20 protein-coding genes and 2 pseudogenes are annotated in these 19,776 nt (G+C 61.8%); 19 read left to right on the plus strand and 3 right to left on the minus strand.

The window, feature by feature from the left end:
* Nucleotides 1-4 precede the first annotated feature (4 nt).
* The 18 genes and pseudogenes from R9J51_RS23170 to R9J51_RS23255 all read left to right on the plus strand — a co-directional run bounded on the left by R9J51_RS23170 (nt 5) and on the right by R9J51_RS23255 (nt 17,610).
* Nucleotides 5-850 carry a DsbC family protein gene (locus R9J51_RS23170; protein WP_179506805.1) on the plus strand — a complete coding sequence of 282 codons (846 nt, stop codon included), beginning with the start codon at nt 5-7 and terminating at the stop codon, nt 848-850.
* Nucleotides 847-1,521 carry a hypothetical protein gene (locus R9J51_RS23175; protein ID WP_179506806.1) on the plus strand — a complete coding sequence of 225 codons (675 nt, stop codon included), beginning with the start codon at nt 847-849 and terminating at the stop codon, nt 1,519-1,521. The genes R9J51_RS23170 and R9J51_RS23175 overlap by 4 nt, the downstream gene beginning before the upstream one ends.
* Nucleotides 1,522-1,527: 6 nt before the next feature.
* On the plus strand, nt 1,528-4,074 hold the full coding sequence (gene traC / locus R9J51_RS23180; RefSeq protein ID WP_179506807.1) for a type IV secretion system protein TraC: 2,547 nt from the start codon (nt 1,528-1,530) through the stop codon (nt 4,072-4,074).
* Entirely contained in the window at nt 4,071-4,424 is a 354-nt protein-coding gene (locus tag R9J51_RS23185) for a hypothetical protein (protein ID WP_179506808.1), read from the plus strand. Before traC ends, R9J51_RS23185 begins: the two co-directional genes overlap by 4 nt.
* Entirely contained in the window at nt 4,421-4,993 is a 573-nt protein-coding gene (locus R9J51_RS23190) for a TrbI F-type domain-containing protein (protein WP_179506809.1), read from the plus strand. Before R9J51_RS23185 ends, R9J51_RS23190 begins: the two co-directional genes overlap by 4 nt.
* On the plus strand, nt 4,980-5,501 hold the full coding sequence (locus tag R9J51_RS23195) for a S26 family signal peptidase (RefSeq protein ID WP_432788085.1): 522 nt from the start codon (nt 4,980-4,982) through the stop codon (nt 5,499-5,501). Before R9J51_RS23190 ends, R9J51_RS23195 begins: the two co-directional genes overlap by 14 nt.
* Nucleotides 5,498-6,154: a type-F conjugative transfer system protein TraW gene (gene traW / locus R9J51_RS23200; protein WP_432788086.1), complete on the plus strand. Its 657-nt coding sequence runs from the start codon at nt 5,498-5,500 to the stop codon at nt 6,152-6,154. Before R9J51_RS23195 ends, traW begins: the two co-directional genes overlap by 4 nt.
* A complete protein-coding gene (locus R9J51_RS23205; RefSeq protein WP_179506811.1) occupies nt 6,151-6,429 on the plus strand; it encodes a hypothetical protein in 279 nt (92 codons plus the stop codon). Before traW ends, R9J51_RS23205 begins: the two co-directional genes overlap by 4 nt.
* Nucleotides 6,419-7,450 (plus strand): conjugal transfer pilus assembly protein TraU, encoded by a 1,032-nt coding sequence (gene traU / locus R9J51_RS23210; RefSeq protein WP_179506853.1) that lies wholly within the window; start codon nt 6,419-6,421, stop codon nt 7,448-7,450. Before R9J51_RS23205 ends, traU begins: the two co-directional genes overlap by 11 nt.
* A gap of 724 nt (nt 7,451-8,174) precedes the next feature.
* Nucleotides 8,175-9,668 carry a group II intron reverse transcriptase/maturase gene (gene ltrA, locus R9J51_RS23215; RefSeq protein ID WP_432787888.1) on the plus strand — a complete coding sequence of 498 codons (1,494 nt, stop codon included), beginning with the start codon at nt 8,175-8,177 and terminating at the stop codon, nt 9,666-9,668.
* Between the two features lie 367 nt (nt 9,669-10,035).
* Nucleotides 10,036-10,418 (plus strand): annotated as a pseudogene (trbC, locus tag R9J51_RS23220) (type-F conjugative transfer system pilin assembly protein TrbC).
* A 65-nt stretch (nt 10,419-10,483) separates the two neighbouring features.
* On the plus strand, nt 10,484-12,151 hold the full coding sequence (locus R9J51_RS23225) for a conjugal transfer protein TraN (protein ID WP_179506813.1): 1,668 nt from the start codon (nt 10,484-10,486) through the stop codon (nt 12,149-12,151).
* Nucleotides 12,152-12,153: 2 nt separating this feature from the next.
* Complete coding sequence (locus R9J51_RS23230; RefSeq protein ID WP_179506814.1) at nt 12,154-12,531, plus strand: hypothetical protein; 378 nt, start codon at nt 12,154-12,156, stop codon at nt 12,529-12,531.
* On the plus strand, nt 12,522-13,349 hold the full coding sequence (gene traF, locus R9J51_RS23235; protein WP_179506815.1) for a conjugal transfer protein TraF: 828 nt from the start codon (nt 12,522-12,524) through the stop codon (nt 13,347-13,349). The genes R9J51_RS23230 and traF overlap by 10 nt, the downstream gene beginning before the upstream one ends.
* 277 nt (nt 13,350-13,626) lie before the next feature.
* Nucleotides 13,627-14,802 (plus strand): conjugal transfer protein TraH, encoded by a 1,176-nt coding sequence (locus R9J51_RS23240; protein WP_432788087.1) that lies wholly within the window; start codon nt 13,627-13,629, stop codon nt 14,800-14,802.
* A 135-nt stretch (nt 14,803-14,937) separates the two neighbouring features.
* Nucleotides 14,938-15,255: pseudogene (locus R9J51_RS23245) on the plus strand (conjugal transfer protein TraG N-terminal domain-containing protein); the annotation flags it as partial.
* A gap of 52 nt (nt 15,256-15,307) precedes the next feature.
* Entirely contained in the window at nt 15,308-17,077 is a 1,770-nt protein-coding gene (locus R9J51_RS23250) for a conjugal transfer protein TraG N-terminal domain-containing protein (protein ID WP_432788088.1), read from the plus strand.
* Nucleotides 17,074-17,610, plus strand: a complete 537-nt coding sequence (locus tag R9J51_RS23255) for a hypothetical protein (protein WP_432788089.1) — start codon at nt 17,074-17,076, stop codon at nt 17,608-17,610. Before R9J51_RS23250 ends, R9J51_RS23255 begins: the two co-directional genes overlap by 4 nt.
* A gap of 45 nt (nt 17,611-17,655) precedes the next feature.
* Here R9J51_RS23255 and R9J51_RS23260 read toward each other — a convergent pair whose 3' ends face one another.
* Nucleotides 17,656-17,871 (minus strand): hypothetical protein, encoded by a 216-nt coding sequence (locus tag R9J51_RS23260; protein WP_179506818.1) that lies wholly within the window; start codon nt 17,869-17,871, stop codon nt 17,656-17,658.
* A 180-nt stretch (nt 17,872-18,051) separates the two neighbouring features.
* Here R9J51_RS23260 and R9J51_RS23265 point away from each other — a divergent pair, with 180 nt between their 5' ends.
* On the plus strand, nt 18,052-18,834 hold the full coding sequence (locus R9J51_RS23265; RefSeq protein ID WP_179506819.1) for a GntR family transcriptional regulator: 783 nt from the start codon (nt 18,052-18,054) through the stop codon (nt 18,832-18,834).
* A 13-nt stretch (nt 18,835-18,847) separates the two neighbouring features.
* On the opposite strand, the gene R9J51_RS23270 is transcribed toward R9J51_RS23265, so the two are convergent.
* Both R9J51_RS23270 and R9J51_RS23275 read right to left on the minus strand, forming a co-directional pair.
* Nucleotides 18,848-19,513 (minus strand): hypothetical protein, encoded by a 666-nt coding sequence (locus tag R9J51_RS23270; RefSeq protein ID WP_179506820.1) that lies wholly within the window; start codon nt 19,511-19,513, stop codon nt 18,848-18,850.
* Between the two features lie 31 nt (nt 19,514-19,544).
* The gene (locus tag R9J51_RS23275) at nt 19,545-19,754 is read right to left on the minus strand and encodes a hypothetical protein (RefSeq protein ID WP_179506821.1); all 210 of its coding nucleotides are present in this window, start codon (nt 19,752-19,754) and stop codon (nt 19,545-19,547) included.
* Between the last annotated feature and the right edge of the window lie 22 nt (nt 19,755-19,776).

Raw genomic sequence — 19,776 nt, forward strand, 5'->3', positions numbered from 1 at the left:
CACCATGGAGCGCAAATGGAAAAACTGGCAGATCGCGTCAGCTGCGGGTCTGGCTGCCAGTGGTCTTGCTGCGATCGCGGCCGTTGCTCATGCCTCGGCCGCGAGTGACCCGGCGTCGATCCAGGCGGCGCTCACGAAGCGTTTGCCCAAAACCGAGATCACATCAATTGACTGCAAGTCCATCGACGGCGTCTGCGAGGTTCAGGCGCGCCAAAACCTGTTCTATATCGACCATAGCGCGCGCTACCTTATTATCGGACGCGTCTACGACATGGAGACCAAGCAGGACCTTACGGCCGCTCGTCTCCTCGAGATGAATCCTGACATGCTTGTCGGTGGTGCCGGGGCAGGCGACGAAACCGAGGCCGCGCCCAAGGCAGGCGCAAGTGGTTCGCCGTCTGCAGCACCGGCCCAAGGCGACTCCCGGGTCGATCCTGCAGCCCTTGCTTCCCTGCCGAAGAACGGCAGCATCGCGATGGGCCGGGGAACCAGAACCATCACGGTCTTCAGCGACTTTCGCTGCGGCTACTGCAAGCGTCTTCATGAGACGCTCGGGACCCTCAACGTCAAGGTGATCGAGCGTCCGATCTCGGTTCTCGGCACAAGGCCGATCTCAGAAGCCGTGATCTGCGCGCCCGACCGGCGCCGGGCAGTAACCCAGGCCTACGAGGGCGGGGCGGTCACCTCGGCAGGGTCGTGTGACACCAGCGGGCTTGATGCCAACGAGGCCTTCGCAAGGCAGCACGGTTTCAGCGGCACGCCTGTCATCGTCCGCGAAGATGGTGCGGTGCTCCATGGCTACCGCCCGCGCGACTTCCTGCTGAGCTGGATCGAAGGGAAAGCATCATGACGCACAAGAATCTGCGCCCGCACGCTGCTGTGGTCGTTGCCGCTTTCGGGGGCCTTCTGTCGGGTTGCTCGACGCTTGGCACCAATGTCAGTGCGAATTTCCGCTGCAACGCGCCCGACGGCATCTGCGCGCCATCGTCCGTGATCGACGATAGTGCGCTTGCGCGGATCGAGGAAACCAGCTCGACCGACCTTCTCAATCCTGCCGGACCCTTCCGGATGGACGACGGGATCGATGCACCTGTCCATGACACGCATCTGGTGAGCACAGCGCCTGTGGCTCGCAGCGCGCCGCGCTATCAGCTCTCTGTCGTCTTCCCTGGTTTTACCGATGCGAGCGGGACGGCGCATGCGCGCCGGGTCGTGAGCACCGAAGCGCTGCTTCCCGGGCGCGGGGATGCGATGGAGCAGATTGCCCGGCGGGGTCCCAAGGCTGCGCGCAGTCGCGGCCTTCTTGCCGCAGCCGAAAGCGCTCCACCCGTGCTGGCGGTCTTGTCGGAAGGGCGCGAGGCAAAGGCCGATCCTGGCAAGGGTGCGGTTGAGACTGAGGTTGCCGCGGCCGACGCGGAGAATCCGATCGCCCAGATTCAGGCGGAGGTTGCGCAGCGGCTTTCTGCCAAGGGATCCCGCGCTCGGTCCAAGCCTGCCGCCTTTAGCGGCGTGGTGGAGTGAGGCGCGATGTTCGGCTCGATCGTCGATCTCGTCGTGGGAGACAGCCGCAAGCCGGAGCGCAGCGCCCGCGCGCCCGATGTTCCGATGCTGTCGCACTTTCTGGGTTATCGCTCTTTCGACGAGGAGAAGCGCATATTTCACCAGGTCCGTTCGAAAGGCTTCATTCTCGGGCTCGCACCGCTTGTGGGCGCGAATGACCGGGTCAGTGAGATCATCGGCACGATCTTCTCCGATATTCTTCAGCCCGGAACGCGGTTCAGCGTGACCAATTTCTCAAGTCCCAGGGTAGCTGAGATGCTGCAGGCCTGGGCGCTGCCCCGCTTCACGGCTTCGGGCGTCTTCCGGACACTTGCGCGCCACCGCCTCGACAAACTGCTCGGTGGTGCCTGGTCAACGCTTGCGAGCGACGGACCGTTTTTCGTGCGCAATTTCCGTGTCGTGATGTCGGTGGGCATTGGGCAGGGGTCCAATCTCACCAATGATGACCTCGTTACGATGCAAGACGGGATCATTTCGGCGCTGGAATCGATCAATGTCCCGGTCCGGCAGTTCGCGCCGATCGATCTCATCCGCCTGTTCGACGAGATCCTTGCGCCGTCGAACGGTGCGGGCGACGAGGTCCCCGACTACAACCGGTTCGATCCGATCAACGAGCAATGTGTCCGGCGCGATCTGGTCACGCACGTCGAGAAGGACCGCCTTGTCCTCCATGCCCAATCGCTGAGGCCGACGGGCGCCGTCGCATCGGGTGTCCCGGAGCTGAAGGACTTTGTGCCCGAGAGGTTCGACGTCCGTACCATGACAGTGCGAGGCTTCCCCGATCGCTGGGCACCCTGGGATACCCAGAAGATCATTGGCGACATTTTCAATCCCAAGCTCAGTCTTCCCTGTCCAGTGCTCCAGACGGTCTGCGGGATCATCCCGGGCCCGGAATCCTCCGAAGCAAGGGCGGGATACAAGTTCGCACGAACGACGTCGCTGGCTGATGGCAAGGGCGTCAAGCTCGTTCCTAAGCTGCGGACCGAGGCCGCCGAATGGCAGTTCGTGGCCGACAGGGTCAAGCAGGGCGAGAAGCTGGTATCCTGCTACTACGCCGTCTCGATCATTGCGCCCAAGGGCCGGGGCGAGCCCTGCGAGCGCACACTCAAAGCGCTCTACAAGGCCACAGGATGGGATCTGATCGACGAGACCCATATTCAGTTGCCCGCTTTCATGGCGCACTTCCCGCTGCTGCTTGCCGACGGGCTCGACCATGATCTGAAGCGCATGAAGCGCCTGCGGACGATGCGCTCGGCCAATGTCGCAGCCATCGCGCCGATCCAGGGAGAGTATGTCGGGGGCAACATTCCCCATCTGCTGTTCATCGGAAGGCGCGGTCAGCCACAGTTCTGGTCGCCGTTCCAGAACACCGCTGGCAACCACAATGTTGCGATCGCGGGCAAGTCCGGTTCTGGCAAGTCGGTCCTCCTTCAGGATCTGACCGCGAGCTTTGCAGGGGTTGGGGCCAAGACCATCGTGATCGATGATGGCCGTAGCTTCGAGCATATGGCGAAGGCTCTAGGCGGCACGTTCACCGAGTTCAAACTGTCCTCCGGGATCTCGATCAACCCGTTCCGGATGATCGATGAGCATCTGGCGCGCGAAGACGACGACTATCTGGTCGATTGCCTCGCGATGCTCAAATCAATCATCGCGCAGATGGCGCGCAACGAGACCCGGCTCAACGACACCGAGCGGGGGCTTATCGACCAGGCGGTCAATCTCGTTTGGGAAGAGCATGGCCGTGACGGGACTGTCGACCATGTGATTGCCGCGCTCGGGCAGGCCCAGCACCCTTGTGCCTATGATCTGGCGACCTCTCTCCTGCCATTCGCGGCAAAGGGCACTTTCGGCCGCTTCTTTCTGGGCGATGCCAATCTCGACCTGTCCGCTGATCTGACGGTTTTCGAGCTCTCTGACCTTGCGACCCGCGAGGAGCTGCGCGGCGTTGTGCTCACGTCGATCATGTTCATTGCCTCGCAGGTCATGCGCCGGATGGACCGCGCGACGCCGAAGCCTTTGATCATCGATGAGGCCTGGCAGATGCTCAAGGGTGGGGCGATGGCCGACTTCGTCGAGACCTATTCGCGCACGTGCCGCAAATATGGCGGCGCGCTGATTACGGCCACGCAGTCGATCCACGATTACTACAAGTCAGAAGGGTCGCGAGCGGCGCTCGAAAACTCTGACTGGTTCCTGATCCTCCAGCAGAAGGGCGAGACCATCTCGGACTTCCGCAATTCGGATCGCTTCGAGATGGACAATCTCACAGAGGCGCTCCTGCGCTCATTAAAGCGCAATGGCACCGATTATTCGGACATCTTCATCCGCGGACCCGATACCGAAAGCATCGGACGGCTCGTCCTCGACCGCTATTCCGCAGCACTCTACTCATCGAGCCCTGACGTCTTCGCGCGGATCGAGGCTTACATCGAGCGCGGGCTGCCGATGCACGACGCGATCGAGGCCGTCGCATTTCCCGAAGGGTACCAGCAGGCGGAGGCGGCGGAATGATGGCGTTGTCTCGTCCCCAACAAAGGGCCGATTTTGTCCAGCGCGGCCAGGATGCGCTGTTTGTGGCCTTACGCCTTGCAGGGTGGGGCGCAACAACCCTGCTTGCGGCGATCGGTGCAGGGCTGCTCGTGTTCTTGGCCCTCGGCGGCTTCACCTTCGCAGGCTTGATGTTGCAACTCGGCAATCTTGCATCCCGGTTTTCCGCTGCGGGCGCCGCCCGCCGGGGTGAGTTCGAAGCCATCGTGCTGGCGATCTTCGTCATCGTTCTTGCGCTGACCGCCTTCTTTCGCCGCGCGAGCCTTCGCGCTGCCTTCATCCCCATCACGGACCTCACGGGAGAAGACCAATGAGAGACCTGTTTGATGAGCTGCCTCCGGCAGCGGCCCCGGCACGAAAGCCGGCCGGTTCGCTACTGCAACGCCGGTTTGCTGGCATGTCGCCGCGGGAACTGGTCTTGCTTGCAGCCGGCATCACCATGTTCATCTGGGGCGCCTGGGTGACACGGAATATCGCATCGTCGCCGGACTCGAGGCAGGAGTTCGTCCAGCTGCAGCTTCAGGGGATCATCGGCGAATATCTTCAGGCGCAGTCCCGTTCGAGTGCGGACGAAACCACGGCTGCACGTGAGACGGCCGTCTTCATGGCTGCACTTGATGAAACGGTCGCCAGCCTCTCCAAAAGCGGCAAGGTCGTGCTGGTTCACGAGGCCATCGTTGGCGGCAACGTGCCGGACGTGACGCAAAGCGTGAAGGCTGCCGTCTATGCCAAGGTCCCGCGGCCGACGCCTGCCCAAGCGATGCAAGGCATGGGATCGGGAGTGAGACCAAAGGGCTCCGCAGCGAATGCCGCCCGGGTCGAATCCGAGATGCAGGCCTTCATGGCCGCGAATGGCGGAGGGCAGGGCGGTGGAGCGCACTGAGTCCAAGCGCCTGTCGCTGGCGCAGAAGCTCGCAGCCATCGCCGCGCTGAGCGCCCTCGCGATGGGGTTCAGCGCACTTGCCCGGTGGAGCGGAACGCACGCCCTGATGATCAATGCTTCGGACTCACTTCCGAACTGGGCCTTCCTCGTCGAAAGCGGCAGCTTTCCGAAGCGTGGTGACTACGTGATCTTTCATCCAGGCCATGACTGGATGACGGCCAAGTACTTCGGCACCAACCCTCCTCCCTTTGCGAAGATCGCGGTCGGTCTGCCGGGAGATGTCGTGACGCGGCACGGTGCAGACGTCCTCGTCAATGGTCAGCGGGTCGCATCGTTGAAGCCGGCAACCAAGCGCGGCGACCCGCTCCAGAAAGGCCCGCTGGGTATAGTGCCAAAGGGGTGCATTTTTGCCGCGACCCCGCACATGGACGGGTTCGACAGCCGCTACGCGCATATCGGCTTTGTCTGCCGCGACCGACTGGTCGGCACCGGAAGGGCAATCCTGTGAAGCGTGGGGTTCTTCTTGCGCTGCTGGCGCCGTTCGCGATCGGTGCAGGCACGCCCCTGTCGCCCATTCGCGCGGGCGTCGATCACGGTCAGATGGGTCAGACCTGGCCCGTCATCGAGCCTGACCTCCTGGCCGTGATCAAGACCCGCCTCGATGCCGCGCAAGCGAGTGGCAAGCTCGACGCGCTCAACCGGCAGTTCGCGGACAAGGTCAAGCAGCGGGTGATGCAGCCTGTGCCGGTTGCCGGCATTGCAGCTGCAACCGAAGTTCGCAGTTGGGAATTCGATCCAGCCATCGTGGTGGAGAACGACATTCGTGACCACAGGGGCAATCTCATTGCGGTTGCAGGTCAGCGCGTCAATCCGCTGGCCCTGTCGGGCCTTTCGAAGAAGCTCGTCTTCATCAACGGCAACGATTCTGCAGAGCTCGCATGGGCCATGCAGCGGGGAGGCGAAGAAGCGGCCAAGATCATCTTCGTCGACGGCTCGCCGTTCACCCAGATGCAAACGCATCGCCGGCGCTTCTACTTCGACCAAGACGGGCGTCTGACGACGCATTTCGGGATCCTCCACACGCCCGCCGTTGTCGAGCGCAAGGGCGATTTGCTGCTCGTCACCGAGCATGTGATCCGCCGCAAGGGTCAGCCGACATGACCGGGTGGCGTGATCTTTTGCCTGTGCCGCTCGCGGCCCCCGAAACCCCGACGCTGCGCGGCGCTCGCGTTCGGGTGATCATGGGCTGCGCGGTGCTCGCCGCAACAGTGCTCTTTTTTGGCGAACTTCGCACGCTGGCACGACCCCTGGCGTTTCCCTGGCTGGGCGCCACCTTCACCTTTGTCATCGTTCAGGGCTGGCTCTGGTTGAAGGCGAAGAATGCGGCAGACGATGCCTGGCTCATGCGGGGCAGGGCGGACGATGATGCTGCGTAGCCTCCTTGCCCCTCTTGCGGCGCTCTGCGCTCTTGCGCTGACACCGCCTGCAGCTGCTCAGGGGCTCGCCGCGGGCTCGGGCCGATGTTCGGGCAGTTTCGTCAATCCCGTCACCGATGTCTGCTGGGGTTGCATGTTCCCGCTTTCGCTTGGTTCGCTCAAGATTTGGCCATCTTCCCGCGCCGACACGAAAAACCCCGCTCTTCCTATCTGTGCTTGCGGCACGCCTGTCCCTCGCATCGGTCTGGCGGTTGGTTTCTGGGAGCCGGTGCGGCTTGTGGATGTGTCGACCAAGCCCTGGTGCTTCCCAAATCTGGGAGGAATCAAACTTGATCCCGGCTTTTCGATTGGCAATGGCTACGCCTCCGATTCCTCGCAGGTCGGCGGTCAGGCGCAGAACAGCGCCAAATACCACGTTCACTACTACATCTATCCGCTGCTTTACTGGCTTGAGGTGGTCACCGATTTCCTCTGCCTTGAGGCGAGTTCGTTCGATGTCGCCTATATGAGCGAGATCGACCCGCTTTGGCAGGATGATGAACTCACCACGCTGCTGAACCCCGAAGCCGCCCTTTTCACCTCGCCGTTGGCGCAGGCCGCCTGCTCGGCCGATTGCATTTCAGCAAGTGCAAAGCTGCCGATGGACGAGCTGTTCTGGTGCTCTGGCTGTCAGGGTCCGATGTACCCCATGAACGGCAACATCGGTGCCAATATCGGCATCAAGCAATCTGCCCGGCTTGCTGCCGAGCGGATGGTCTACAAGATGCATCGGCAGGGCCTCGCCTGGGGCACAAGCGGGCCAAAGGCGCTGTGCTCGAAGTACATCATGCCGATCCTCAAGAAGAGCCAGTATCGCCTGCAGCAGGTGAATCCCACGGCAATGGTGAGCGGGCGCGAGGCCTGTTCGCCCATCGGCGCGACTACGCTGCTGCCCAAGGCAGGCCAGGTCTATCCGGTCAAAGGAGAGGACGTCGGCTTCCTCCTTTGGCGCAAGCGCAACTGCTGCGTGCGAGCGCCGTGACGGCGCAGAAAGGAAATATGTATGTAATTCAGCATCATGTTCCTTTCGATCGTCTTGCTGACGATCGACCGGTGGCTGCGATGCCACCCCACCCGGCGGAAGGAGTCGGGGCGGAAGGGGGTCTCCAAGGTTTGCCACGTTCCGGCGGTCGGCCTCAGAGCAGGAGACCTGAAATGTACCGGATGCGGCCCGTCAGCCGCAGGTCGGGCTACCACAGGGCCTAAGGTGAGATACAAGCGAATGACGTGTCTAAAGCCTCTTTATTTACAGTTGAACTCCCGATCACCTGACGGGTGGGGAGATCGCGGTGTGAACCGGTTGGTTTGTTGTGCTGCCTTCTGGTGAATGCTTGCAAAGCATTCGTGTGCGGGTCGTCCTTTCTTGCCCGCACGCCCGAGCCGCAAGGGGTTAAGCGTCGCACCTACGGGTCCAAGGTTGATCGCCGGAACACGGGAACCATCATCGTCCGCCTGCTTCGGAGTAGGCTAGCCGCGGAGACCGGGGATGGGCGCTGGTGGGGCGGAGCCTGCGTAGTAGTCCGAGGACGGGAAAGCCGTCCACATGGCGAAGGCGGGCAGGAAGTCGGTGGGCTGTCATGACGGAGGAACTACCAGTGGACTCTGGTAATCAAGCCCCACAGGCTTGGCTCCTCGGCGTTCAGAGAAAGCTCTACCAGTGGAGTCGGGAAAACCCCGAAGAACCATACTGCGACTTGTGGAATTGGGTGACCGATCCCCGCAACTTGTACATGGCCTGGAGGACGATTGCCGGTAATCGCGGCAAGCGCACTCCGGGGATCGACGGGGCGACCGTAGAGAAAATTGCCGCCGGGATTGGTGTCGACAGATTCCTTCATGAACTCCGCGAGGAGCTCCGGGCGGGCGATTATCGTCCGTCTCCTGCACGAAGGAAGTGGATTCCAAAGCCGGGCAAACCGGGGAAGTTCCGACCCCTTGGTATCCCTACGGTCAGGGATCGCGTGGTGCAGTGCGCGGTCAAACAAGTTCTGGAGCCGATCTTCGAGGCCCGGTTCTGGCCTGTCTCATACGGGTTCCGGCCCGGACGCGGCAGTCAGGCCTGTCTCGAACATATCCGTGTGACCATCCAGTCGCGGGGTAAGCCTGCGGCAGATGGCTACCGACACAATGCGCCGTACCAATGGGTAATCGAAGGCGACATTGAGGCCTGCTTTGACAACATCGGTCATCATCCCCTGATGGAACGCGTTCGCCACGGCGTCGCGGACCCCAAGGTGAACCGGTTGATCGTGCAGTTCCTCAAGGCCGGAGTCTTGGAGCATGTCACGTACAGCCCCACCGACACCGGCACGCCTCAAGGCGGCGTGCTCTCACCGCTACTGGCCAACATCGCGCTCAGCGTGATCGAGGAACGGTATCGGGACTGGGTGCGCCGCCCCGAAAGCCCGGAGCTGAAATCCGATGGGATCAGGCTCGCGGCGATCAAGCGCGACAAGGATCGCAAGGCCGGTCGAACGGTCTTCTACCCTGTCCGCTATGCCGACGACTTCCTTATCTTCGTGTCGGGGACGGAAGCTGACGCTCTTGCCGAAAAGCAGGCGCTGGCGACTTACCTGCACGAGGCGATGGGTCTGACGCTCTCGCCCGAAAAGACGCGCATCACTGCGCTGACCAAGGGCTGTCGGTTCTTGGGATGCCGCGTGCGGCTCAAGTGGGACAAGCGGTACGGGCTTCATGCCCGCATCGAAATCCCGCGCGAGCCGATCAACGGCTTCCGCATACGGGTAAATCAACTGGCCCGGCGGCAGACGCTTCGGCGTTCACTCACGGCCATGCTTCAGGAACTCAATCCATACCTCCGGGGATGGTCCGCCTATTACCGCTACTGCGTGGGGGCCAAGCGCATTCTTGCCAGTCTCGACTGGCATGTGCGCCAACGCCTCTGGCTGTGGCTGCGGGCCAAACACAAGCGTGTCCCCGGACGGAAAATCGCATCGTGGCGCAGACCGAGCACCGCTCATCCGGGCAACTCGGTCTGGGCCGAAGGCGGCACAGAGCAGTTCTTGATGAGCTACGTGCCTGTTCGGAGGTTCGATCTCAAATGGATGAAGAAACCCGAGTTCGCCAAGGCTTCTGGAGAGCCGGATGCACAACGAAAGGTGCAAGTCCGGTTCGGAGAGAAGGCGTGGGAAACGGGCGGTGGAGACACCGCGCCGCGCCCACGTCTTACTCTACTCTAGCGGGGAAGAGACCGTGCGCGCCAAGCTCATCTTCGTTCTTGCAGGCCTTGGTTTGGCAGGCTGTGCCATGGCGGTCTTCGCCCAGAGCGTCGATGGGCTCGACATTCAGGCGATTGAGGCCCGGGGGCAAGCTTTCCAAAATGATGCGCAAGGGTTGTTCGACTTCGCCACCGCCAGGAGCGAGGTGCATACGCGCGAGGCGCAAAGCGTCATAGATGGAGCCAATGCGGCCGTTCAGGATCTTGATGTCTCGGGTGTCGCCGGGGTCAAGGGGCCGATCGATTTCGACGCGATCGTGACAGGCGCAAAGGCCGGGAATGCGCAGCCAAAGGGCGCGCCGCTGTTTGTTGCCTTTGTCAGCCTTTCGATGCCCGAAGATGCGCTGGCGCGGCTCATCGAGGACACGACCAAGGCCGGCGGTGTTGTGGTTTTCCGAGGCTTTTCCACTGGCAATCCTCAGGGTTTTGTCAGCGGTATCCGCAAGGTCGTCGATCAGGCCGGGCCAGCAATGTGGCAATTGACCCGAGGCTGTTCCGCTCGCTGGCAGTCGAACGGGTGCCGACTTTCGTGGCGCTCTCGACCGACTTCGAGCCTTGTGATCAGCTTGACTGTGTTGCCGCGCCGCCGCCGCATGACCGGATAGCCGGGAATGTGAGCGTAGCTTATGTGCTCGAGACTTTTGCTGCGGCCAATGGCCCAGGCGCGGCGGTGTCGCGCGTCGCGCTCGCGAACATGAGATCGGCGCAGTGAGCGCGTCTCGCCTCTGGCTTGTCTGTCTCGCTTTGGCCGTTTCCGGCCATTTGGCCCATGCTCAGATGACATCGGGCGAAGCGCGCGGCGATGCCGAGGCGATGGCACGCAGTGTGCGCGACAGGACTTCGACAAGCATTCTGAAAGCTGGCAACGAAGCCAATGTCCCGGGCTTTGGCGGCACGGACATTCCAGCGCAGCGCTATTCGGATGATCCGATTGGCCTGACGGCAGCCGGTGAAGCCCAGCGCTATCAGGAGCAGTACCGGACGGTCGTTGCCCCGCATCGGAAGGTCTTTGATCCTGCAACCATTGATCTGTCTTCTGCCTCGGCGATCGAAGGCAACCCGGACAAATATCTCGGCGCTGGATCGGGGGTCGGCGGGGAGACTAAAACCTGCACGCCCCTGCCTGGGGGCGGGACCGGCACGACCTCATATCTTGAAAGCTGCAACACCGGTTCACAGCCCTTCGACCAGCCCCGTACCTGCAATGCATCGCTACGGGTTCAGACCGAGGGACGGCGCTACTGGGAGTACGGCTGCGAGACGGACGAGTTCGCCGGTCGTGATCAGATGTGTGCAGCGCTTGTCCAAGCCCCTGGTTCCAGTGCCTGCACGTTCGACCGAAGCGTTCGTATCGGTCAGAGGTGCCTGCAATGGGTGGCAGAAGACAATGGCCGCAAGTGGTGCGCGGAACCGGGGGAGCCAATCTTCAGGCAGTTCTGGCAATGCCCCGCCCCTTTGAGCGGCGTACCCGGCGGGATTGAACGCAGCAGCGCTCGAATTGTCAGCGAAACCATCGATGATGGCGCCTGCCAGAGTGCGACAAGTGATGCCACATGCACGCTTGCAAGCGAGGTTTGCACAGCGCCTGGCGAGACGCGCGTGATCAACGGTCTTTCGGTGACGCGAAGCTGCTGGGAGTGGCAGCGGACCTATCAATGTCAGGGTGTGGCCCCTGCCAATGACTGCGGTGCGCTCGAGGCGCGCGCTGATTGTACGTTCAGCCATGACGAGTGCCTGAGCTTCGATCCCGATGGCGTCACCTGCAACGTCCATGATCGTTGGTACCAATGCGCTATTCCTGGAGCAGGAACCCCGGCGCCATCTGCCTATGTCTGCGCCGGGGATCTCTATTGCATCGACGGTGAATGCACGCAGGTGACGCGCGAGGCGTCGACCGAGTTCAAGGACGCCATGGTCGCCATGAATGTCTTGGGCGAGCTTCGCGACGGGTTCGATCCCGACCGACTGAAGATCTTCAGCGGTGAGCATCTGCGCTGCACCCGGAAGATTTTTGGCCTCTCGAACTGCTGCAGCGGCAAAGGGGTACCGCTTCTTACACCATTCGTGTGCGGCCGCGAGGACCGCGAGGTCGACAAGCGTGATGATGCAGGTCTGTGCCACTATGTCGGCACATATTGTTCAGCCCGCGTGCTCGGCGTCTGCGTGACCCGCAAGCAGTCCTACTGCTGCTACGGGAGCAAGCTCGTCAGGATTCTCAATGAGCAGGGCAAGGCCCAGCTCGGGATGCAGTGGGGAACGCCAAAGGAGCCTGACTGCGAGGGTTTCCTGGTCGCGCAGTTCCAGCAGCTTGATCTCAGCCGGATGGACTTCCGGGAGGTTTATGCCGAGTTCACTGATGCGGCGAAGTTGCCCAGCGAGATCGACCTGTCGATCCAGATCCAGCAAAAAATAGAGAGCTACTACACCGCTCACGGAGGAACCTGATCATGACGGGTGCCACGGTCCTGCCATTTGGGAGAGAACATTCATTCCCGCCCGCCCAAGTCCTCGATCTGGCGATTGCTGTCGCGATAGGTCGCGATCTTGCGCGCACCGAGGCGGAACTGCTCGAGCGGATTGAGGACTGGTTCCTGCGTCCAGCAACCCGCAGCGAGGTCGCAGGTTCGATCGCCAGGCTGCTCGACAAGAACTGGTTGCGCCGGTCTGGCCGGGGTGAGTTCACCTTCTGCCTGACTGCAGCCGGGATTGCGGCAACCACAACGTTGTCGGGCGGAATGATCCGCATGATCGACTGCGGCCGCGGTCTCTTCAAGACCGCTTTCCTTCTCCAGATGCTCGAACTTGGGAAAGGACAATGCCCATGACAAAACCCGCTGCCCTTGTCCTGACAACCCAGGTCCTGACTGCGCTTGGCCTGGCGGTTGGCGCTCCTCTGTTGGCGCAAAGCGCACCGACAGCGGAACGCGACGCCTTCTATTGCGATGAGCGCAAGCTTGGCACCTGGTTCTACTGCAACTCGGAAGAGGCGAAGCGCAAGGAACGGGAGCGGACACAGCAGCAGCCTGCGCAAAGCCCGGCTGCTGTCGACCGGATGGCGACCATTACCCGGCAGCTCGATGAGCTCAAGGCGCGTGCGATCCTCGAGCCGACCTCGGAGAACATCGTCAACTACATCCGCTTCCAGCGCGAGCAGCTCGATCGTGCTTCAACCTTTGCCGACGTCTGGAGCCGGGCAATCTGGCAGAACCCCGAGCTCGATTACACGCTCGAGCGCCCGGTCTCGACCCTCGCCAAACAGACCTGGCTGACCGATCGGCGCCAGCAGCGCGAGGGCTCGATGGCCGCGCTCACCGAGCGTTACGGCGTTTTCTATTTCTACTCCTCGTCGTGCTCTGCCTGCCGGACATTCTCGCCGGTTATGCGGGCCCTGTCCGACAGCTACGGCCTCGAGGTTCTGGCAGTCTCAATGGACGGCGGGCCTAATGAAGCGTTTCCCAACTTCGTGGTCGACAGCGGCCAGTACCAGCGCATGGGCCTGCAGGGCGGGACCGTCCCTGCTCTCGTTCTGTTCGACACCCAGACAAAGCAGCCCATTCCTATCGGTTACGGCGTGATGGCGGCCGACGAGGTCATGCAGCGCATCTTCTATCTGACCAAGATCGAGCCGGGGAGCGACTACTGATGGCACACAAGCCCACAAAAGCCTTAGGGACCCGACTGCTCGCGCCGATCCTAAGGCGTGCGGGCATTGCCTTATCGGCGCTGGCCGTTGCCAGCATGGCCGCTGGCCCCGTTCACGCGAATGTAGGTTCGGAGCTCAACAGCTTCTTCAATGACATGGGGGCAGCTGCGAACGCCACCGGGCCGGTCGCCTACCAGGGTCAGTCTGCTGGCTACTATTCGGCGGCAACATTTGGACCCGCTTCCCGCAAAGAAGCGTCAACCCGGTCAATCTCCAGTTGCCCTCGGTCAAGGCCGGCTGTGGCGGCATCGATGTCTTCTCGGGCTCCTTCTCGTTCATCAACTCGGACGAGATTGTGGCGATGCTCAAGGCGACAGCCAACAATGCGCTGGGGTTCGCGTTCCAGCTCGCGATCAAGTCGATCAGTCCGCAGATCTCCGCCACGATCGAGGAAATGGCCCAGAAGGCGCAGCAGATGAACCAGTTCAACATGAACAGCTGCGAGACCGCGCAAAACCTCGTCGGCGGCCTGTGGGGCAAGTCCGATCGCATGTCCTCGGAGATCTGCAAGTCCATCGGAAACAGTCAGGGGCTTTTTTCGGACTGGGCAAAGGGCCGGCATGAATGCGGCACCGGCGGCCAGCGCGAGGCGACGCTCAGGGCCAACAAGGACCCCAGCATTCCTGCGGCGAGCTACAATTTCACCTGGGAGATGCTGAAGCAGAGCTACCCCAGTTTCTCGGTGAACTTCCGCGAATACCTGATGACCTTCGTGGGCACGGTCATCTTCTACCAGGACGGCGATGCCAGCGGCAAACGCGGCTACCAGTTCGTCGGGCAGGGAGACCGGGCACTGCTGACGGCGCTGCTCGATGGCGGGGGCTCGGTCACGATGCTGAAGTGCGACACGAGCGACAAGTGCCTCAACCCCACCACGCAGAGCATGTCTGTATCTGCCTCGCAGGCCCTCAAGCCGCGGGTGCGGGCGATGATCGAGAGCATGAACGGCAAAGTGCGCAGTAACGCTGCTCTCACGCCTGATGAGATCGGTTTGCTCGGGGCCACCACCATCCCTCTCTACAAGATCATCTCCGTCAACGCGGCCGCAACGCTCGGCGGCATGACCGCCAACGACATGAATGATCTTGCCGAGATCGTCGCGATGGACCTGCTCGATGCGTTGGCGCAGCAATACTACGGCTACGCCTCGCGCGGTGTCGGCTCTTTCCAGAACGCCAATGAGGAAGCGTTGTCACAGTGGCGGGCGCAGATCGTCTCGGTCCGTCAGGTGCTCGATACCTATTCGCAAGGCATGAACCTCCGCCTTGAGCGGACCCAGCACGTCGTCCAGCGCGCGGTCTTCCTTGAGGGTACGCTCCGCAACAACCTTTCACCCCAGATGTCGGCTGCGCTGCGGTTCAGCACGTCCCTCTCCAATCAGGGCCTGCAATAGGTCCGGCGCGGGGCAGGAGGGGCGAGAGATGATGGAGATCTTCACGATCGGCGGGGGCGAGTATCTCGTCAATGTCTTCAACGCAGTCAGCGCCTGGACCGGGGAGGGGGCTTTCGCGCCCTGCTGCGCGTCGTGATGGTGATCGGGCTCATCTACACTCTCTTGATCGTGGCCTTCAGTCTCGACTGGCGTGCCTGGTTCAACTGGTTCCTAGGCGCGACGCTGATCTATGGCGTGCTGGTCGTTCCTGTGACTTCGGTCCGGATCACCGATCGGCTCAACCCTTCGCTTGCGCCGGCGACCGTTGCCAACGTGCCCATTGGTCTGGCCATGATTGCCTCGGTCAGCAGCCAGGCCGGTGACTGGCTGACACGCACGGCCGAGACGGTCTTCGTGATGCCTAATGCCTTGCAGATGTCGACCAACGGGACGATCTACGGGGCCCGGCTTTGGGACCGCACCCGCGACTTCCACATCCGGGATCCGCGCATCAGCGCGAACCTCGGTGAGTATTTTCAAGCAGTGCCTGTTCTACGACATTCTGTTGGGGCACACCTCGTTCGACACCATCGCCAACTCGAACAACATTCTTGCGGACATGGGGCCGGGGTCTCCTGCGCGCGCCATGAAGTTTCTGCCTGCGGGCGGGCCGCCCACCATCGTCACATGCCAGAATGCCTACACCGAGCTGCAGACGGGCATCGCAGCTTACACCGAGCTGGGTCTGCAACAGGAGGGGCGTAAGCTGTTCCCGGGCCTTACCCCGGCGCTGGCAAGGGCGAAGCTGGTCTCTGACCTGCCCGTCATAGCAAACCAGTTCCACGGCAGCTCGCAGACTGCCCAGCAGATCTTTCAGCAGCGTTCGTTGGTGAACGCCTTTCTTGAGGCGCGTGCCAACCTTGGAGCGGCCGATGGCGATACGTTTGCAATGCTTCGGGCGGAGGAGCAGGCACGCAACACCTATACCTCGATCGCGCAGCAGGCGATGACATGGGTGCCGCTGCTCAACATCGTCCTGACGGTGGTCTTCTACGCCATGTTTCCGGTCATCTTTCCGTTGTTTCTCATGCCGCGGACCGGGACGATGGCGCTCAAAGGCTACTTCACGGGGTTCTTCTATCTTGCGGCGTGGGGCCCCCTCTATGTCGTCCTGCACATGTTCATCATGGACCGCGCATCCGACTCCCTGAACGCGACCGCGCCCGGCGGCATAACGATGGCCGGCATGGCGGGGGTCGATGCGGTCAACGCCGATACCGCGACGATCGCGGGCTTCCTGATGATGTCGATCCCCTTCCTTGCGGCCGGGATGGCGAAAGGGGCGATGGCGGTGTCGTCGCAGGCGACCTCGATGTTGGCACCGGCGCAGGCGGCAGCCGAAGCTGCTGCGGTCGAGCGGACGACCGGCAACTATTCCTACGGGAATGAGAGCTTCATGAACCTGTCGAGCTTCAACCGGCAGTCCGAACAATGGAATGCCGCGCCATCCTTCACCGGCGGGGCACCGGTCGTCTCCACGGTCAATGCGAACGGGACGACGACGAAGACCATGACGGATGGCGCAAGCGTCTTCGACACGTCGCCGGGCATGAGTCGCCTGGCGTTCGGCGCATCGCTGAGCCAGTTCGCCAATGCCGAACGGCAGCAGACCCTCTCTGAACTCGAGACGGCGCGGAATACGCTTTCAGAAGAACGGTCGCGTGCGGTTGCCTTCCTTGACCGCGCGTCGACGCGGCAAACAAGCGGGGTGCGCAATTCCAGCGGAAGCGAGAGCTCGTCGGGTATCGCTCGGGCGAGAACCTGCAGCGGTTCGACAATCAGTCGCTGGATGCCAGAGACACCGTCAGCGAAAGCGACCGTGTCACGCGGTCGAGGGGAGATCAGCAAACCAACATTGATCGTCTCGAGACAAGCCGCAGCGGCAGCGTTGGGCTGTCCGGCAGCGTTGCCGGCACTCGAGGTGGCGATGGCGGACCTGGAGGCAAGGGTAGTGTGGGTGCAAATGGAGGGGTCCAGGCGGGCATCAGCGGTAGCCGCCAGCGTTCTGACCTGGTCAATCGGAGTAACGAGCGGAGCGAAGCACAAGGTTTTGATTCCTCGACATCGGACAACCGCTCGAATGGTTCAAATGCCACGCAAGACAGTGGCAGCTATGCGCAAAGTGGAAACTTCAGCCGGAGCGAGGGCTATTCCGAGAACGCCTACTCACGTGAGCGCGCACTCGAAGAGATCCGGCGCATCGATCAGCGGATCGCCCAAATTGATGAGCTGGTGACGTCACTCACCGACAGCACCTCAACACGGGAGGGGTATGGCGCCAATCTCGCCTTCGACATGAGCCAGATCGTGGCAAGCCGTTATCAGGAAAAAGCAGCCGAACTCGGGATCACTGCTCCCAGCCTTGCTCGCACCGACTACAGTCCGCAAGAGCAGGCCGCCTATGAGCTTGTCGCGCGCGAGATCATCTCTGACTATTACGATCAGAGGGTCGCACCATTCAACGATCTGATCCCGGACAGAGGCACGCTGACGGGCAACGTTGCTGGACCGGGAAGTTTCAGTGAAGCAGACCTCCGAGCCAGAACGCCGCAGCGCTCCGCGCCAGGCCCGCGCAATCTCACTGATGGGTCAGCAGATGGTTCGATTGGTGCTCGCATAGCCGAAGGGGAGACGAGCTTGAGGGAGCGTTACGAGGCTAATGGCGATCGCTTTGGCGATCGACGCAGAGACTTTGACAAGGGGCGTTCAGGTCAGGGTGGAGCTGATGAACGCTTTGACGAGCGCTTCTATGATCGCGATCAACGCTAGAAGGCTGTGTCACGGAGAAACTCAGGGTCGAATTGCACCGAAGGGCTACCAGCTAAGTGCCCCAATGACGACAAAAACGATCGATACCAGGATGATGATCCAGGCTCCAAAGCGACCACCCGCACCCCCAGGATCTAATGAATGCGGCTCGAACGCAGGGGTGTTTGATCTCGTAAAATCGGGATCGCCAGTACCGGTGGGATCGTCAGGATAAGCCCGCTTTGAAAAGTCAGCAAATCGCCACTGATCTTGCTCATCCATCGTATTTCTCCAAACTTTACATACCACTGGGCGAACCCAATGGCAACGAATGGAGAAAAGGATCGGGAGCGAAAAATGGCAAGTGCTGGCGCTGTGCATTGCTGCAATCTGCAGGCGTTATGCTAAGTTGAAACCCATAGAGAGCGGCAAGCGCCATCGCTGGCGGGCCGTGGGGAAGTCATGCTGTCGAAGATAGACGCGACCTATATCGAGCTGCGTGAGCGGATCATGCTGGGCGACTTGCCGCCCGGCACTTCGATGACCGCCGACGACATTGTCGCGCATACCGGCGTGTCGTTGACGATGGCGCGCCATTTGCTCGTGTCGTTGGGCGTGGGTGGCTATCTCACCAAGCGTGGCCGTGCCTACGTCGTCTCGACCTTCACGAGAGAGCAGATCGAAGAATGGCGCCTTGCGCTGGGAGCAATTGTCGAGATCGGTGCTCTTCGTCTGGCATTGGCAGGCGGTGCGCGGTTGCAGGCGGTCGCCGAGAGCCTTGAGAAGGACGTCCGCAGCCATGCCGTGGAGGATGAGGCGTTCTTTCTGGGGGCCATGTCTTTCGCCACGATCATTCTGGGAGGACCGCAGAGCACCTTGTCCGAGCTGGTCGAGCAGTTCATCCCGCAGGCCTTTTTCAGGTTGCTCTGGCTCTCGGACATCTATGCCGAGCGCACGGGTTTCCTGGTTGAAGCTGCGGACAGCTATCTGGTCGCGGCGCGTGCGGGTGATCTTGATGGCGTACGGAAAGCGAGCCGCTTCTTCTTCGACGCAACCGCGCCGGCGCTCCACAAGTTGATCGAGCAGATGGAGCGCAAAGAATTTCCAAAGGGTGCCCAATATCACGCGCTGCAGGCCATCGAGCCTCAGGTCAGCGGGCTGCCGACGTATACGGGGAGCACGAAGGCGGGACGGCCGCTGCTTGGTCCCTTGAGCGATGCCGGCGCAGCCGCGCATCCATTGTAGGAGTGCTCACCTGTCAGCTCGCAAAGGCGGGCTGCCGCGGGTGGATCCGCATGGCAGTCGCAGCGGCAGCGCAATCGCGCGAAGCGCCCTCACAAAGCAACTGGACCATGGTTCGGGCTGACGTGGTCATGCCCTCGATATCGGTCAGTTCAAGGGTCGCCGCCCGGGCATAGACCTGTGCAACGCTAGCGCGCTTTGCATATTCCTCAAGCGTGGGGACCTCGCCTGTTGCTGCGACGACGCTGACCATCAGCTTCTGGTGCGCGAGGAGTGAGGCAAGCGCTTTGCCGGACGCCGCAGTCCGCTCGAAGGCTTCTAGCCGCTTGAGGATCTCAGGGACGGCAGGGGAACGGTCCATCGAGACCAGTCTGACGATAGCCGTTGCCTCAATCCCGGCCAGAACTGCTTGCCGCTCCCACATCTCGTTCTTTGTCGGCCGATACCACACAAACCTCGCCACATCGGCCACAATGAAGCCAAATGCGCGAAGCTCGCCGAACGCATATTCGCCCCAATCCGCGCCTTTCCCTGAACCCTCGGCGAGAAGGCGTGGGTCGGGCTCAAGGGGTACACCGTCGCCCCGGATCACCGCGCGGCGCAGATGCTCGATATTGGCATCAGCGCTCTTGGCGAGCTTCTCGATCGCGGTCCGATAGAGCTGGTCGATTCCTTGAGGCATAGCCGAAAGGATAGCAGCGAAGGGTGGATCATCAACCGCTTGCCGGCCATTCGCCGCCGTTGAGCTCCTTCACCAGTTCAGCAATCCGCTTCCATTCTATGGCAGTTTCATCAAAGGGATCATGGGTCAGAATTCGCGCGCAAGCCGCATCGATCTGTGCAGCATCGACGGGAATGCTGGCATCCGCGCGATATGCTTCAATGGCGGCAAGCAAGCGCTTGAAATCCTCGTAGTGCCCCATCAAAGCTCCCGCTGAGAACTGA

Source organism: Novosphingobium rhizosphaerae (assembly GCF_050920675.1).
Taxonomy (GTDB): domain Bacteria; phylum Pseudomonadota; class Alphaproteobacteria; order Sphingomonadales; family Sphingomonadaceae; genus Novosphingobium; species Novosphingobium rhizosphaerae.